This window comes from Vibrio sp. SBT000027, from assembly GCF_963894355.1.
GTDB classification, from domain to species: domain Bacteria; phylum Pseudomonadota; class Gammaproteobacteria; order Enterobacterales; family Vibrionaceae; genus Vibrio; species Vibrio splendidus.
This window is the reverse complement of sequence record NZ_CAWQGD010000004.1, coordinates 1,489,327-1,505,467: the sequence shown is the minus strand read 5'-3', so window position 1 is coordinate 1,505,467 and position 16,141 is coordinate 1,489,327. Positions and strand designations below refer to the sequence as shown.

At 43.4% G+C, this 16,141-nt stretch carries 16 protein-coding genes; 5 read left to right on the top strand and 11 right to left on the bottom strand.

From position 1 onward, the window contains the following. Positions 1-14 precede the first annotated feature (14 nt). Positions 15-1,385 carry an MATE family efflux transporter gene (locus tag AACU28_RS16330; protein WP_004733791.1) on the bottom strand — a complete coding sequence of 457 codons (1,371 nt, stop codon included), beginning with the start codon at positions 1,383-1,385 and terminating at the stop codon, positions 15-17. A 426-nt stretch (positions 1,386-1,811) separates the two neighbouring features. Here AACU28_RS16330 and AACU28_RS16325 point away from each other — a divergent pair, with 426 nt between their 5' ends. After that, positions 1,812-2,423, top strand: a complete 612-nt coding sequence (locus AACU28_RS16325) for a riboflavin synthase subunit alpha (protein WP_102497949.1) — start codon at positions 1,812-1,814, stop codon at positions 2,421-2,423. Positions 2,424-2,604: 181 nt separating this feature from the next. Here the strand turns inward: AACU28_RS16325 and AACU28_RS16320 are convergent, their stop codons facing one another. Together AACU28_RS16320 and AACU28_RS16315 are read right to left on the bottom strand one after the other, a co-directional pair. Then, on the bottom strand, positions 2,605-2,808 hold the full coding sequence (locus AACU28_RS16320; RefSeq protein WP_004733789.1) for a CPXCG motif-containing cysteine-rich protein: 204 nt from the start codon (positions 2,806-2,808) through the stop codon (positions 2,605-2,607). 74 nt (positions 2,809-2,882) lie between these two features. Beyond that, complete coding sequence (locus AACU28_RS16315; protein ID WP_004733788.1) at positions 2,883-3,749, bottom strand: fructosamine kinase family protein; 867 nt, start codon at positions 3,747-3,749, stop codon at positions 2,883-2,885. Positions 3,750-4,365: 616 nt separating this feature from the next. On the opposite strand from AACU28_RS16315, the gene AACU28_RS16310 reads away from it, so the two are divergent. Further along, positions 4,366-4,710: a DUF3802 family protein gene (locus AACU28_RS16310; protein WP_004733787.1), complete on the top strand. Its 345-nt coding sequence runs from the start codon at positions 4,366-4,368 to the stop codon at positions 4,708-4,710. A 114-nt stretch (positions 4,711-4,824) separates the two neighbouring features. Here AACU28_RS16310 and AACU28_RS16305 read toward each other — a convergent pair whose 3' ends face one another. Next, entirely contained in the window at positions 4,825-5,310 is a 486-nt protein-coding gene (locus AACU28_RS16305) for a C40 family peptidase (protein WP_017083653.1), read from the bottom strand. Positions 5,311-5,414: 104 nt separating this feature from the next. On the opposite strand from AACU28_RS16305, the gene AACU28_RS16300 reads away from it, so the two are divergent. Then, positions 5,415-7,460 carry a methyl-accepting chemotaxis protein gene (locus AACU28_RS16300; protein ID WP_121603238.1) on the top strand — a complete coding sequence of 682 codons (2,046 nt, stop codon included), beginning with the start codon at positions 5,415-5,417 and terminating at the stop codon, positions 7,458-7,460. A gap of 241 nt (positions 7,461-7,701) precedes the next feature. Here AACU28_RS16300 and AACU28_RS16295 read toward each other — a convergent pair whose 3' ends face one another. Further along, entirely contained in the window at positions 7,702-8,505 is an 804-nt protein-coding gene (locus AACU28_RS16295) for a sterol desaturase family protein (RefSeq protein ID WP_121603237.1), read from the bottom strand. Positions 8,506-8,573: 68 nt separating this feature from the next. On the opposite strand from AACU28_RS16295, the gene AACU28_RS16290 reads away from it, so the two are divergent. Both AACU28_RS16290 and nagK read left to right on the top strand, forming a co-directional pair. Then, on the top strand, positions 8,574-9,320 hold the full coding sequence (locus AACU28_RS16290) for a tRNA-uridine aminocarboxypropyltransferase (RefSeq protein WP_121603236.1): 747 nt from the start codon (positions 8,574-8,576) through the stop codon (positions 9,318-9,320). A gap of 163 nt (positions 9,321-9,483) precedes the next feature. After that, positions 9,484-10,392: an N-acetylglucosamine kinase gene (gene nagK / locus AACU28_RS16285; RefSeq protein WP_004733781.1), complete on the top strand. Its 909-nt coding sequence runs from the start codon at positions 9,484-9,486 to the stop codon at positions 10,390-10,392. 186 nt (positions 10,393-10,578) lie between these two features. On the opposite strand, the gene AACU28_RS16280 is transcribed toward nagK, so the two are convergent. From AACU28_RS16280 to AACU28_RS16255, 6 genes are all read right to left on the bottom strand, one after another. Next, positions 10,579-10,845, bottom strand: coding sequence for a DUF2960 family protein (locus AACU28_RS16280; protein ID WP_004733780.1), 267 nt, complete (start codon positions 10,843-10,845; stop codon positions 10,579-10,581). Positions 10,846-11,127: 282 nt separating this feature from the next. After that, positions 11,128-12,945: a bifunctional molybdopterin-guanine dinucleotide biosynthesis adaptor protein MobB/molybdopterin molybdotransferase MoeA gene (locus tag AACU28_RS16275; RefSeq protein WP_121603235.1), complete on the bottom strand. Its 1,818-nt coding sequence runs from the start codon at positions 12,943-12,945 to the stop codon at positions 11,128-11,130. Beyond that, complete coding sequence (gene mobA, locus AACU28_RS16270; RefSeq protein WP_004733776.1) at positions 12,945-13,529, bottom strand: molybdenum cofactor guanylyltransferase MobA; 585 nt, start codon at positions 13,527-13,529, stop codon at positions 12,945-12,947. The genes AACU28_RS16275 and mobA overlap by 1 nt, the downstream gene beginning before the upstream one ends. Then, entirely contained in the window at positions 13,507-14,226 is a 720-nt protein-coding gene (locus tag AACU28_RS16265; RefSeq protein ID WP_004733775.1) for an energy-coupling factor ABC transporter ATP-binding protein, read from the bottom strand. Before AACU28_RS16265 ends, mobA begins: the two co-directional genes overlap by 23 nt. Before the next feature lie 10 nt (positions 14,227-14,236). Further along, positions 14,237-14,935 (bottom strand): ABC transporter permease, encoded by a 699-nt coding sequence (locus AACU28_RS16260; RefSeq protein ID WP_004733772.1) that lies wholly within the window; start codon positions 14,933-14,935, stop codon positions 14,237-14,239. 231 nt (positions 14,936-15,166) lie between these two features. Further along, entirely contained in the window at positions 15,167-15,973 is an 807-nt protein-coding gene (locus tag AACU28_RS16255) for a substrate-binding domain-containing protein (protein WP_121603234.1), read from the bottom strand. Positions 15,974-16,141 lie beyond the last annotated feature (168 nt).

Sequence of the window (16,141 nt, the reverse complement as noted above, 5' to 3'; positions counted from 1 at the left end):
TAGCGAGTACGAATCTAACGAGAGCTAAACTCTAACTGAACATCATCGTCTTGTTTATGCATCCAATGCAAACGCATACCGAGCATAATGGCAGCTGATGTTAGGCCGACAATGAAACCAATCCAGAAGCCATGTGCGCCCATAGGTTCAACAATCCAATCTTTCATTCCTAAGATGTAGCCGATAGGAAGACCAAGTAACCAATACGCTACGAAGGTAATGTTGAAGATCGAACGCATGTCTTTGTATCCACGCAAAGCACCTGCAGCGATAACTTGGATTGCATCGGTACATTGATAAACCGCAGCGAACAACAATAATTGCATTGCAACGGTAACTACCGCCGTGTTCTCTGTGTAAAGTAACGAAACCTGCTCTCTAAACAATACTGTTAATGCCGCAGTCATAAAGGCGGTTACCAAACCGACGATGATACCCACGTGTGTTGCGATTTTCGCACCTTCCGTGTTGTTTTCACCAAGCTTATGGCCAACACGAATACTCACGGCGGCACCGATACTCATTGGAATCATAAACACGAGAGAAGAGAAATTAATCGCGACTTGGTGCGCGGCAACAACCAATGAACCTAATGGGGCAACTAATAGGGAAACCACAGCGAACAGCGTGACCTCGAAGAAGATAGCGGCAGCAACTGGAAAACCAAGTCTAAACAAACGAATTTGAGCTTTAAGTTGAGGCTTGTGGAACGTCCCGAAGATGTTGATTTTAGCCAAACGCTTTGATGTTAAAACGTAAGCGAACAGCAGTGCAAACATCACCCAATAGACGATAGCCGTTGCAACGCCACAGCCAACACCACCCAGAGCAGGAGCACCAAGTTTCCCGTATACGAACATCCAGTTTAGCGGGATGTTTAATAGCAAACCGATAAAACCGATCACCATGGCAGGCTTAGTTAAAGACATGCCATCAGTAAAACTTCTCAATGTTTGGAACAGCAAAAACGCAGGCACAGCAAACATCACCGCGTTCATATAACCGATGGTCTTGTCTGCCATGAGTTGCTCAATGTCCATCCATTCCAATATCAGCTGCGTTTGGAACAGCACGCCAATGATAGGTAACGAGATGACGAGCGCTAAAAATGCACCTTGCTGAATCTCAAATGGAATTTTGACTTGGCGGCCTGAACCGTTCAGTTGTGCAACAACAGGAACCAACGCCATCAAAAGACCTACACCAAATAATATTGATGGTAGCCAGATACTTGCTGCAATCGAAACCGCTGCCATATCGATAGCACTTACGCCACCGGCCATCACGGTATCAACAAAACCCATTCCGGTTTGTGCAACAGATGCAATCAAAACTGGTGTCGCAAGTTTGATTAGATTCGAGGATTCTTCTTTGTAACGATGCACAAACAACTCCAAATAAGAGGGAAAATTAGAATAATAGTGTAGGAAAGGACATTCTGAAGGAATCAGAGGTAATGATCTTAAGCTTCCACTGGACGAATCATAAAGAAATGTCACAATAACTGCTATGAAAAACTGTTATTAGGGCGTGTTGTTCTTTCGAGCTGATTTTTGCAGCGAGTTGCTGGGTATTTATATAAGGCAGAGGCTTTGATGTGTAGCTAGCCTACATGAGAAGCCGATAACGTAGTAAAAATGACCAGCAAACGCTGCCCGAAGGGTTCGGCTAAAAGCGTTTTACTCTTTGTTGAGGGAGATTTGCTTAGGATGCTAGGCTACTTCCCCCTCGCCGCGATTAAAACGCTTTTATCTCGAACAAAATTTAACCGCGAAAGGTCAACACGCCCTAGAATGCTAAATAGGAATCTTATGTTTACAGGTATCGTTCAAGGCATGGCAACACTGGTTGCAATAAACAAAAAAGAGCTGTTTCAGACTCATACCATTGAGTTAACAGATGAAATGGTTGAGGGATTAGCAATTGGTGCCTCAGTAGCTCATAACGGTTGTTGCTTAACGGTAACGGAAATTTCGGGCAATCAGATTGCTTTTGATTTAATGCAAGCCACATTGCGATTGACGAACTTGGGCCAACTGGATGTTGGTGACAAAGTGAATGTTGAGCGTGCAGCAAAGTTTGGTGACGAAATTGGCGGACATAGCATGTCTGGCCACATTACTCTGATGGGTAACCTCGTTGATGTGATTAAGACAGAAAATAACCGTACGCTTTGGTTTGAGCTGCCGCAAGAATCAATGAAGTATGTGCTGAGCAAGGGCTACATTGGCGTTGATGGTTGTTCATTGACAATCGGTGAAGTGGAAGAGAACCGTTTCTCTGTTCACCTGATCCCAGAAACGCTGAATCGTACTCTGTTTGGCGGCCGTGAAGTAGGCGATCAAGTAAATATTGAGTTCGACCCTCAAACACAGGCGATTGTTGATACTGTTGAGCGCGTATTAGCAAACCAGAAGTTGTAGTGACGGTTTATCAATAGCATTTGCCCCAAAAGCGACACTAAGTAAAAGTCGAAGATATTAAAAAAGAGCACATTAGGTGCTCTTTTCTATTTTTGTGTATTTGTGTTTTTCTAGGCTAGCCTCAAAATCGAGGTGTAGCGCTAAATCGAGGTGTAGTGCTAACTCGACAAGAGAGTAGGTGTTAGAAGACTTGTTCGTCATCTGCATCAATTGAGAGATTAATTCTGTCTCTGACTTCATCTACCTGCATATCGAGGTGAATGGCATTGCAACACGCTGGACAATCGTCATAAAAATCCTGGCTCCCATTAGAAGCATCGAGCGTTATGCTGATTGCATGCCCACAGTGGGGGCACGAGACATGTTTCTCTGTGTATTTATGCATGGCTAATTCTCCTCACTGTAACTTGTCCAAATCGCAGTAGCTTTATAGAACGCAATAGCTAGCTGTGATAGGTATTAAACGGCTTGTATCTTCTGAATGCATGCTTCAGTTTGTGCTAAATATTCGCCGCCAAATTGATTGCAGTGGTTAAGAAGATGGTACAAGTTGTAAATGTCTTTCCGATCAGTATAGCCAACGTCGAGTGGATTGACGCTCTGGTAACCTTCATAAAACTCTTTTGGAAACCCTTCAAACAATTCCGTTAACGCTAAGTCACATTCATGGTCGCCCCAATAACAAGCGGGGTCGTAACAGATTGGCCCAAAGGCTGAATTCGCTACGTTGCCATTCCATAGGTCACCATGAAGCAACGAAGGGCGAGGGTTGTGGCCAGCAAGACGCATATTCACCACATCAACGATGTCATCAATATCACCGAATTCAATGCCTTTCTCTTTTAGCAATTGCAGTTGGAAGCCGATGCGTTGTTCAGAGAAAAAACGACCCCATTTCTTATGCCAAGGGTTAGGCTGAAGCGTACTACCAATATAATTATCTTGGTCACAACCAAACTCTTTTTGCTCGCCCCATTTATGAAGCTGAGCAAGCTGCACCCCGAAATCAAAGCTGTTGTTACCCGTATCAAGCGGCTTAGTTGGCAAGTAATTGAGAATAATGAATGAGCATTCTTTGGTTTTACCAATCAGTACCAACTCAGGCACATAAACGGTGGAGGTTTCTCTTAACAAGCGTAAGTTCTCAGCTTCGATTTCAAACTTAGGTAAAAATTCTCGCTGGTTCACTTTTACGAAGTAGCGTTCATTACCATCGCTGATCATATAGCAATCGTTAATGTCACCACCAGAAACCTTAGTACGTTCAGTAATCTGAAAGTTAAATAGAAGAGTATCTGAAAGTTGTTGAGAAATGGCCTGCCACATAGGAAATCCTCAAAGACTGAAAGTTAAAAAATTGAAGGTTAGAAATACTGTTTGTTAGCCATAGTTTAGGATAAATTTGAGCAATTTATAGACGTACTCGTCAATGTTCTTATCTGTTCTTTACCTTATATAGAATCAATTGGCTGATTTGTGAACTCGAACTGATTCAAGCTCTTTGAAATACAAACAGAAATTGGCAACGCAAAGTTATAGAATTGTTTGGAACAGGCCTCACAATCGAAACGGTTTTGGTCGAAACAAACTGGAAAAGTAGTTGGAGCTTGTTATTGTCTACGCATCAACTTAAATGTGCTATTAGAGTAGGTTGAAACGACTATAGTTAACGATAGGGCACGTGACCATCTGAGCTTGCTAGCTCTTTACTAACTCTTTAATAGCCGAGTAATGATGACGTGCTGAGTCTGCAAGTATCTTGACCAACAGACATCTAGCGACACGTATATATTCAGCTATTGGTTTAATATTTAAGCTGAAACACTAACTAGGATCATTTTAATACGGTTTTTGGTAATAAAGTGATGACAAATCGCTTCATTTACATAGTATTAAGCAAGTACGTATTAATCTGCTCTTGAGCTTAAAACGGAGATTTATTGTGGTTGTAGAAACCGATGGCTATTTGGCTCTGATCGAGCACTTATCGTTTAATCTGGATGTCTTTACAAATAGTAATGGCGATACAGGCAATGAGAGTGTTGAAGACATCATCACAGACATGATTTCAACAAACATCATGGCTATTTTTGAGCAAAATCCAGAGTTGCATTCGAGTGTTCGTTTTCAACTTTTGAAAGAAGCCGATGCTGTGGTAGCGGATTTAGGCGAAGTATTAGCGGGTGTATGGGCTAAGAAAGCGACCAACGAGCAAATTGTATTTCTAGATGAATACATCGCGCTAGTGAAGAATCTATTTGATTCTGCTGTTGCTAAATACGACTAACTATTTGTCCATTTCCTCGTTAGTCATTTTTTCACGTTGATTATGTTCACGATGATAGGCGTTTACGTCGTAGCTTTAAAAGTGACTTCGTTTAGCGGTTAAGACTTTAAACCGCTATAAACGCCTAAAGTGCCAAAACTTAGAAGCCCAATAAGGGTTATCCAACCTCGATATGATGACACCTTTCGATGTCGAAGCATGTAGGAATTGATTATTTCCTAAATACACACCTACGTGTCTTACCGTCATCGACGTTTTGAAAAATACCAAATCTCCGCTTGTTGCTTGTCCATACGCTATTTCTTTTCCCTTTTTACTCTGATCTTTTGTGGTTCTCGGTAGGGCTTGTTGTGTCGCATTTTGCACGGCAATTTGAACAAAAGCGGAGCAATCTACGCCTCGAAATGATGTCCCACCGAAATGGTATGGCACACCTTTCCACTGTTCATACACGCTCATATAAGCGTTTGTAGTCAATTGTTCTGACTTTGATAAGGGTTTCTGTGCGGTTTGACTAAGCTGAGAAGGCGATGGTGACGAGCTACAAGCAGCCAATGTTGCTAAAGTTATTGTAACTACAGCCATTTTTCTGAATTTCATATGTAACTCTTCTGACAAAAAACTGAAATAAAAACGTCATCAAGGACTTCTAGTATACGAACTAACTTAAGGATATCTCTTTTCGTAGTCAAACTGGATTTCACATGCCCGACACAAATTTATCAATAAAACCCTCACGTTATACATTCTCGCTCATTCAAACCGTCACTGCTGTATTTATTTCCATTCTTTTACTCGTTAGTTTTTTATCAATGGTTAGCATTCGGGGAGTTGAACGGGTCGGGGGACATTTTGACGCACTTTCAGAACAAGCTTTACCCCTTGCTTTACACAACGCCGAATTAACGCAAAGCGTATTAGAGCAAGTGAAACTTCTCACCTATAGCACCCAGTCAACCGACTTAGATGCGCTGAATTCGACAAGGGTTTCAATTGATCAACTCGCAACAGAGAGTAATACCACGCTTGAGGAACTCCTTTTTATCTCCCAATCTTTTCCTGATGCGATCTCTTTAGAGCAACAACAAAACCTTATTGATGATATGGCCCAACTGCAAACCATGACTAATACGGTACTGCTGGCGCAGATTGAGATTCAAAGTAAGCAAAATCTGATCGACAGTAAAATGGGCGAGTTTCGTTATGGTGTTGGATCGATCGGACCTGAAATGAACCGAATCAGCTCATTCTTGGTTGAAGACAACCCAGAAGCGAGCGATGCAGCGAACCGATTTACATCCAGTGCGTCTGCTATGGCGAACACCTTCTTGATGTTGATGATGCAATCTGACATTGACAAAGCACAAGACGAATACCGTCAATTGAGAAACCGAATCGCAGGCCTTAACTTGGCTTACAGCGATTTTGCCGATTGGCACCCAGACATCGCTGAGTTCGCGAGCTTGACGGCGCCTTACGAAATGGTGAAAGAAGGCTTCACCGAGCAAGGGATAATCAAACAAATTCTCTTGAAACTCGAACTGGTTCAGCAGCAAGAGCAAAACTTAACGCAAGTCATCACCCTAGCGAATACCGTCATCAGCACACTGAATCAGTTGTCTTCTACCGCCTCGCAACTGATTGATGAAAGTGAATTGGTTGTAAATCAAACCATCACCAACATCGATCGTGTGTTGTTTATCAACGGGCTAGTGATTGCCTTTATTATTGTGATCTCATGGTTCGTGTTACGCCGTTGGATGAATAAAGGGCTTAAAAACATTACTCAACAATTAAGTTCACTTGCAGATCACGATTTCTCTAAACAGAGTGAACTGATGGGGCCGCTAGAGTTGCAAGTTATTACTTCAAAACTCAATACGGTCGTTGATTCCACCGCGGATTCGGTTCGTTTAGTAACGCGTAACTGTGAAACGCTTTATCAAACGGCTGAAGTAAGCCATGACGCCGCAGAGCAAACCAATTCAAGCTTGAACGAGCAGAACGAATCACTACAGAATATGATTACTACGATTACTGAACTTGAAGCATCCATTGGTGAGATTGCTCGTATCTCTAACGCATCGAATGACGACGCGCAGATAGCAGAAAACGAATCAGTCAATGGTAGCCAAGTGATCGGCCTTAATCAGAAGCGATTACAAGCACTCGAGCAATCTCTTAGCCTGAATCAAGAATCGATGACGGACTTGGATATTCGCGTTAAACAGATTCGTGAAATGGTTGACGTGATCAGTGGTATTGCTGAAAACACCAACTTACTCGCATTGAATGCCGCAATAGAAGCAGCGCGAGCAGGGGACCAAGGTCGCGGGTTTGCCGTGGTTGCCGATGAAGTACGAAAACTGGCGAGTGGTACCTCCCAGCAAACCACTAATATTCGTAATATGATGAACGAGCTAGTAGCGGCAGCTGATCGCTCACGTGCTTCTGTAACGGAATCTAGAAGCGAAATGGCGAATGCACTGGAAACCAGTGGCGATGTAAAGCAGGCCTTCGAGAAAATCGAATTCGCGGTTAGCCAGATCAAAGGCCGTGTTGAGCAAATCATGGTGGCAACCGAACAACAAGCCCGTGCGACTGTCGATGTAACGCATTCAATTACTCGCGTGTCTGAGCAGGGGGAGAATACTAAACTGCAACTTGAATCCATGATTGAAAGCTCAGAGCAAGTCGGAGAGATAGCAGGGCACCAACAAGCTATGCTTCATAAATATGTACTGAAATAAACAAGCGTGCTGAAATAAACGTACGTGAGAGTTAAGTTAGTGTGCGCAAGAGCTTAAGCACTAGCCGCACTTAATCACTAACTACGCTTATAACGACTATCGATACAGAAGCGCCCTTAAATTCTCACAAGAATCTAAGGGCGTTTTGTTTTGGCATTCAGCTAAGTTTGTATTTAAGCTAACTTCGTTATTAAGATAAGTTTGGTCTCAAGATAAGCTTGAGCCTCAAACGAATTCAAACCTAGTTTTTCGTCGTCGGGAATTGAGTAAATGGCTGACGTAGCATCAGATCTAACCGTTGTTCTTTACCATCTTGAATCTCTGGAACGCCAATCTGAACGTTATCGTGACCAAGCTTTGGTTGAGCGCGGTAAGTCTTAAACCAGATGTCCCACACAGATAAAAAGAAACCGAAGTTTGAGTGGGTTTCTTTCACGATAACCGAGTGATGAACGCGGTGCATGTCTGGGGTCACGATCACTTTTCTCAATCGCTTATCCATCCACAGCGGAAGACGTCCATTACTGTGGTTAAACATCGCACTCGCATTAAGAACAATTTCAAATATCACGACCGCAATGACAGGGACACCAAGTGCGATTACCAAACTCACTTTGATGAGCATTGAAAGAATCATCTCAATAGGGTGAAAGCGCGTTCCGGTTGTGACATCGATATCTAGGTCCGCATGGTGAACTCGATGTAGCTTCCACAACCAAGGAACACGGTGAAACACCAAGTGCTGCAGGTAAATGGCGCAATCTAACAGTAATACGCAGACCAGAATGGTGAGTTCTTTCGGAAGTGACAGGGTATTGAACAGACCCCATTGGTTTTCTTGTGCAATGACCGCCGCTTGGAATGCTGCGATAGGAATTAGAGTGGCTAATAGAAAGCTGTTCAAAGCAACCAACGCAAAGTTGTTTCCCCAACGAAACCATTTGCTTTGAGTCAGCGTTTTACGCGGAAAACGGTATTCCCAAAACGCACACAATCCAAAAACGACAATAAAACAAACAAGGCGAAGCAGTGATGGGTCTTGCATGGGAATTCCTTCTATCATTCTAAGGACACTGTAAGTACAATCGTGCCACTTTTCTAGAGTTATCGTTATTGTCCATGAGAATCCACGCTTTTCACCGTTTATATCAACATCGTTTGTCCATTGCTACCAAACCGTTTAATGCGCGCGGGTGTAAAGTCGTGCGATGTGAATTCTGTAAAATCAAACAAGACAGCTGTATCTGTGAACATCAACCTAACGTTGATACGGACGTCGCGACTATGTTGATCTTGTCAGACAACGAAATCTTAAAGCCAAGTAACACTGGTCGTTTGATTGTTGATACGGTTAAAGACAGTTACGCCTACCTTTGGCATCGTACTGAGCCAAATCAAGAGATGTTGGATGTCCTCAAAGATGAAAAATACCAACCTGTGATCGTATTCCCTGAAGACTATACCGACGACAAAAAGCGTGTTGTTCAAGATCTGCCACAAATGCGCGACCCAAACAAAATACTGTTGCTGATTTTCATTGATGGCAGTTGGCGCGAAGCACGACGTATCTTCCGCCGTTCAGAGTATCTGCAAGATTTACCGGTGTTGTCGATTGAACCGGAATCGGTTTCTCAATACATGATGCGTAAGTCAGACAACGAACAACATCTATCAACAGCCGAAGTAGCGAGCTTAGTTTTGAAACAAGCCGGTGAAGAGCAGGGCGCTAAGACTTTACAGCTATGGTTTGAAGCATTTCGTGAAAGCTACATGTTGAGTAAGACACGTTATAAATCGGATCCAACCAAACCAAGCCTGAATGCTTTCATAGAGCATACTAAAAGTGAGACGTCACTCTAACCTTTAACCGCTTTGTGCTGACTTGTTGTTCAAACAGATTCGAACACAAGATAAGTTTGTTATCTATCACGGTTTGTAGGGGGAGTGTTATGGATAATGCTTCCTAGTTGTTTAATTTAAAAATTTTATTTGCCCGAATTTAGGGAAAAATTGGAGAGATTTCATGTATTACGGCTTTGATGTTGGCGGCACAAAAATTGAGTTTGGTGCGTTCAATGAAAAACTTGAGCGAGTAGCAACCGAACGCGTACCAACGCCTACTGAAGATTATCAACTGCTACTTGATACGATTGCCGGTTTGGTAAAAAAATACGATAGCGAATTCTCTTGCGAAGGCAAAATTGGCCTTGGTCTTCCTGGTATGGAAGATGCGGACGACGGCACTATGCTCGTTGTTAACGTACCGGCTTCAACAGGTAAGCCATTACGCAAAGACTTAGAAGCGCTGATTGGTCGTAGTGTTAAAATCGAGAACGATGCGAACTGTTTTGCGCTGTCTGAAGCGTGGGATGATGAATTGAAAGATGAACCATCAGTAGCGGGCCTAATTTTAGGTACTGGTTTTGGTGGTGGTTTGGTTTTTGATGGCAAAGTATTCTCAGGACGTAACCACGTTGCTGGCGAGCTCGGCCATATGCGTCTTCCTATTGATGCATGGTTCCACCTTGGCGACAACGCACCGTTACTAGGCTGTGGTTGTGGCAAGAAAGGTTGTTTAGACAGCTACCTATCTGGTCGCGGCTTTGAACTGATTTATGAGCACTACTTCGGTGAGAAAAAGAAAGCGATTGAAATCATCCAAGCGTACAACGAAGGCGAAGCAAAAGCAGCTGAGCACGTTGACCGTTTCATGGAACTATTGGCTATCTGTTTCGCAAACCTATTTACTGCACTTGACCCGCATGTTGTAGCACTAGGTGGTGGACTTTCAAACTTCGAACTTATCTACGAAGAGATGCCAAAGCGTGTTCCTAAATACCTATTGTCTGTAGCGAAATGTCCAAAGATCATCAAAGCGAAGCACGGTGATTCAGGCGGCGTTCGTGGCGCAGCATTCCTTAACATTAAGTAATCGTTACTTACCGTTAAGCTAATTAAGGTTAGATAGTTAAAAGCACAAACAAAAATACCGCAATCTCAAAAGAGGTTGCGGTATTTTTATTGTTCGGTGTTTTCGTTTCTTTAGCTCTTAATTCTTAGCTCTCAAGTGCAAACGAAAAGCTAGAAGCTACAGATCGAGAAAAAGAAGCCAGAGGGCTTACTTCTTCTTTTTACCAACACCAAGGTTGTCTTTTTGCTTCAACGTAAGCTTAGTAAAGCCAAGCTTGCGGAAATAGTTGTCTTGGTAGTTACGAACCGCTTTAGTATCAGAAATAAACTCAAGCTGTTGCTCAGTTTTTAGGTACTCAGTGATGTCGATACCTTCGGCTGCAGCTACAGCTTCTTGGATCGTGCGGTGTTCTTGTTTCGAAAACAGTAACTCTTTGTCTTCGTCTTTGTAAGTGTACAGAATGGTACGAGCCATGATGCTCTCCAATAGAATTATTACTTTGCGCGCACTCTACATAAAAACAGTACGTGGCTCAAGGTTATGATAAAAAATCTTAAGATTATCGTTCTTCAGGCTTATCGCTATTTAAGCTTTTCGTCTTTTAAGGAACGAACAGGTTGTCTTTTATAAAACGAACAGAAAAGATAGCCCCATAACATCGAAAGCTCGATAGAAGGGGCTTCATCTATGTTTTGGAAAAGAGCTTCTAAGTCAATTAAAAAGCGGCCAAGTCAATTTAGGTGTTTGAGCTTTGAATCAAACGCGACCTTGTAGCGGAATGATCGTCACTGTCTCACCAACTTTCACGGTATCAACCGCTGGTGAGATTTCGATTAAACAGTTTGCTTCGCTCATTGAACGCAGGATACCTGAACCTTGCTTACCCGTCGTTTTTACTTCAAGCACACCCGATTCATTCATCGAGAACACACCACGGCTGAACTCGGTACGACCTTGGCGTGAACGCAACTGTTCGGTCGCTACCGCGTTCGCTTTAACTGGTGTCCAGTTGGTTTGACCTTGTAGCTTGCGGATCGCTGGCTCTACAAAGTTAATGAACGACACCATCACAGCAACTGGGTTACCCGGTAAACCGAAGAAAGGTTTGTCTTCAATTTTGCCGTAAGCAAGAGGGCGACCCGGACGCATATTGATACGCCAGAAATTGATTTCACCCAGCTTATCTAACGCAAGCTTGATGTAATCCGCATCACCGACAGATACGCCACCAGAAGTCAGAACCATATCGGTTTCAAGCGACGCTGAATGCAGAACATCCATCATCTTCTGCTCATCATCTTCAATGATACCGTAATCAACGATGTCACAGCCAAGCTTTTGAAGCATGCCGATGATAGTAAAACGGTTCGAGTCGTAGATAGAGTTTGGTTTTTGCTCGCTGCCCGGTGCTTGAACTTCATCACCCGTCGAGAACACACCCACTTTAACTTTACGCAGAACAGGGCAGTTGCCAAAACCTAACGACGCCATCATGCCCATTTCTGGCGCTTCGATGCGTGTTCCACGTGTAAAGACAGGTTGGCCGATTTCTAAATCTTCACCAGCCATACGGACATTTTGTCCAATTGAGATTTTCGCACCTGGGAAGCTAACCTTATCGCCATCTTGAACGGCTTGTTCGCGCATCACAACAACATCAACGCCTTCAGGCATTGGTGCACCCGTCATGATCTTAACAGCTTCACCTTGTTGAACAGTTTGCTCGTAGCTGTGACCAGCCATAACTTCAGCAACCAGTTGGTAACTATCCAGTTCTAAATCTTCACTACGAATTGCGTAGCCGTCCATTGCTGAGTTGGTGTTTTGAGGCACATTGATTGGCGAGATTACATCTTCAGCCAAAACACGACCGTAGCCCTGCAATAGTTCAACACTCTCTGTGAGATCGAGCGCGTCAATGCTATCAACAATCTTTTGTTGGCCTTGAGTAACGGTTAAACCAGCAGGAGAGAACGAATCACAACACACTGCGGGCGTGTTATCTTTTGAAGACGAACAAGAAGCGGTTTCGCTTATTTTCGAGGAACCGTCAAACGACTGAGCATATTCAATAATGAAATCACGAATAGCTTCTAAGTCACTGATCGCCATTTGTGGCAGTTCGGATTCCACTTGGCTGTCTGCAGCAATGGCAATAATGTTGTCATCGTTCGGGTATAACCAAGGTTTACCGACTTCATCTCTGTGCAATTCAATTTTAGGGAAAGGAATGTTCTTGCAGCCTTCAACCAAAATCAGATCAAGCGTGTTGGTATCGAAACGTGTCAGAAGGTAATCAAAATCAGCTTCGGCTTCTGGCGTTTCTGTCATCATCACGTGACGATTACGAGAACCGATCAGCATTTGATTCGCGCCAGCTTTACGTAAGCGGTAACTGTCTTTACCCGGCTTATCGACATCAAAATCGTGGTGAGCATGTTTTAACACACCAACTTTTAAACCCGATTCAGTCAATAACGGAAGCAGAGCTTCAAGTACCGTTGTTTTGCCTGTACCGCTATAAGCTGCAAAGCCCAATAGAGGAAGGTTAGGGCGTTGTTTAGAATCTTTCATTATTGAAGCGTTCCGAATTGGGTGAGTTCTTCTGGCGTGTTCAGATTAACAAAGCAGTTAGGAGAATCGCTGAAATCAACGTATTCGGTAACACATTCTTTGTATAGCAAGATGATTTTACGATCACCACGTTCCAAAAACGCTTCTAGCTTTGGCAGAACACGTTTGTGGAATAGGGTGAATACAGGTTGCTTAAATTCGCCATCATGCGCGACAAGAATGTCACTGTCTTCTTTAACTGCAGAACAAAAACGCTCAACAAGGTCGTCACTGATTTGTGGGCTGTCGCAAGGGACAAAGCCGACCCAGTCTGTGCTCGCGTTTTTAAGGCCAGCATGAATACCGCCCAATGGACCTGGATAGTCAGGGAAAGAATCGGAGACAACCGGAGCAAATGCTTGGTAACTGTCTAAGTTACGGTTGGCATTAATGGTGATGCTGACATCTTGTTGTGACAGCTTGTTTATAACGTATTGAATAAGCGGAGAACCGTTGAGCTCAACAAGTCCTTTATCTTTTCCGCCCATGCGGCTGGCCTGTCCGCCAGCCAAAATAACCCAACTAGTTTGCGTTGGAAGCAGCATAAATATTCTCTTGTGCTTTATCTTTCTGAATAACTTGCAGAAGCGGCGATTCGGTCAAAGTATTGTCTTTGATCCACCATTGCTTCTTACATAAGTCGGTTAACGCGTTAGTTTGGTGACTCGTGATGACTAAACTCGCGCCTCTTTGAAGAAGATCTTCGGCCATTATCACCAATCTTTCAATAGATTCTTTGTCTAAAGAGGCACTTGGTTCATCCATAAGCAAGATTGACGGCTTAAGAATCCAGGCTCGTGCCATTGCAACGCGTTGACGCTCACCCCCAGACAACACAGAAATGTGTTCATCTGCCAAGGTTTCTAAACCTACCATTCTCAGCGCATTAATTATTTGAGCTCGCTTATCTTTTTGGCTCTCTTTGTTAAAGCGAATGCCATAAGCGACATTTTGGTACACCGAACCATCAAAAAGATAGGGGGTTTGATGCAGGTAGATAATGTCTTTGAACTTGAGCCTAGGGAATAAGATCTGCTGCCAGCTTTGTGTTGGAGACTGAATGCGGCCAGAGCTTGGCTGAATCAATCCAGACAATATTTTGAGTAGGGTCGTTTTACCCACACCATTATCTCCTTTGAGATAAATGGCATCGTTGGGTCCGATCGACAATTCGGGAATATGGAACAAAACACGCTCTTTGTAGCGCATTGAAATTTGCTGCGTTGTTATTTTTATACTCATGACAGCGTTCCTAAGTTCTTAAATAGCCTTTTCCTCTCACACTGGAAAGGAAAAAGTTAAGGGCTAATGCCAATGCTAATAACACCATACCGAGGGCGACGCCTTGAGCGAATGCGCCTTTGTGGCTTTCCATAGCGATAGCTGTTGGGATGTTTCTTGTCATCCCCATAATGTTGCCACCGACCATCATTGAACAACCAACCTCAGTGACGATACGAGAGAAGGCAGCGATAGTTGCAGCTAAAAGAGGGAAGCGCGTTTCCCAAATTAACGTACACGCCACACGAGTCGTTGATACGCCAAGCGTGCGCGCCGTTTCAACCGCTCGGCGGTCACTGGCTTGGAGAGCGCCGTGCATCATCGCGACTAGGATTGGGAAACAGATCAGCATCTGACCTAGAATCATCGCCTTTTGGGTGAACAGTAATTGCCAATCACCGAGTGGGCCAGAACGAGAGAGCATCATGTACATCAACAAACCGATAACCACGGTTGGGATAGCTTGCAGGGTGTTGATCACCGATAACAATGCCCACTTTCCAGGGAACTCGGTATAAGCCAATAAGAAAGCCATAAGGATTGCAGGAACAATCACTAATGAGATGGCGGACAAAGATACGCTGAAAGATACCGCGACGATTTTCCACAATTCGTGGTCAAAACTCACTAGTAGGTTCATTGCATCAATCGTTGTTTGCCATAGGGTCATGAAGTATCTCGTGTGAATCGATAATAGGTCTTTATCGGTAATGACTGATGTTAATCATAGCTGACACAAACTATTTGAGCTTGAATTGGCCAGCTATTGTTTTTAAGAGTGTTTCGTTAACTGTTTAGCTAAGTGTAGTGCTTGTTGGTTTTGACTACACCTTCAACGCTACGCTTTACTTACAACCAACGACTCATTGCTTACAACAAACTACTCTGCGCTTACAACCAACTATTCTGCGCTCGCAACAAACAGCTGTTTGCCGTGCAGTTTAAAGTCGTTAATCAGTTTCTGACCTTTAGGGTTAACCAGCCAATCACTGAATACTTTCGCAGCTTGGTAGTTGATGCTCGGGTGGCGTTCTGGGTTAACAAGAATCACTTGGTAAGGGTTAAACAGGTTCTTGTCACCTTGGAAAAGGATTTTAAGATCCAATTTGTTTTGGTAAGCCAACCAAGTACCACGGTCTGTCATGGTGTAGCCTTGCATTTCTGACGCCATGTTCAGAGTAGGGCCCATGCCTTGACCAACACTGCGATAACCACCGAAGTTTGGTTCCATTTTAGTTTGTGCCCAAATACCCATCTCTTTCTTATGAGTACCAGAGTCGTCACCACGAGAAACGAAGGTCACGTTATTGTTCGCGATTGCTTTGAACACATCAGTCACTGCTTTTTGAGATTCAATCTTCGCCGGATCGCTTTGAGGACCAACAATGACAAAGTCGTTGTACATCAGCTTGCGAGGTAGAACCCCGTAACCTTGTTCAACGAAATTCGCTTCAGCCTTTGGTGCGTGAGTCATCACTAGGTCTACATCGCCATTCTCACCCATACGAAGTGATTTACCTGTACCCGCCGCTAGAACATCAACTTTGATACCAGAATCTTTTTCGAACTCAGGTAATAAGTAGTCAAGTAGACCTGAGTGGTAGGTACTTGTGGTTGTTGCCAATTTGATATGGGTGGTGTCTTCCGCGCTGCTAGCCGTGTAACTGACGATAGATAGAGCTGCAATAGTTAGGGGAATTGCTTTCATTATTATTATGTCCATTCTGTTATAAATGAATGACATGCCTTCAGTTTTAAAGGGCTCAAAAAAGGGCATGTGCATAAGACGCTAATTGTTGTAATTAGAAATCTACACCTTATAAGCAATCTTAATGCCAATAAATCATGCATCAGATCTCATTAAATTGCTGTTATT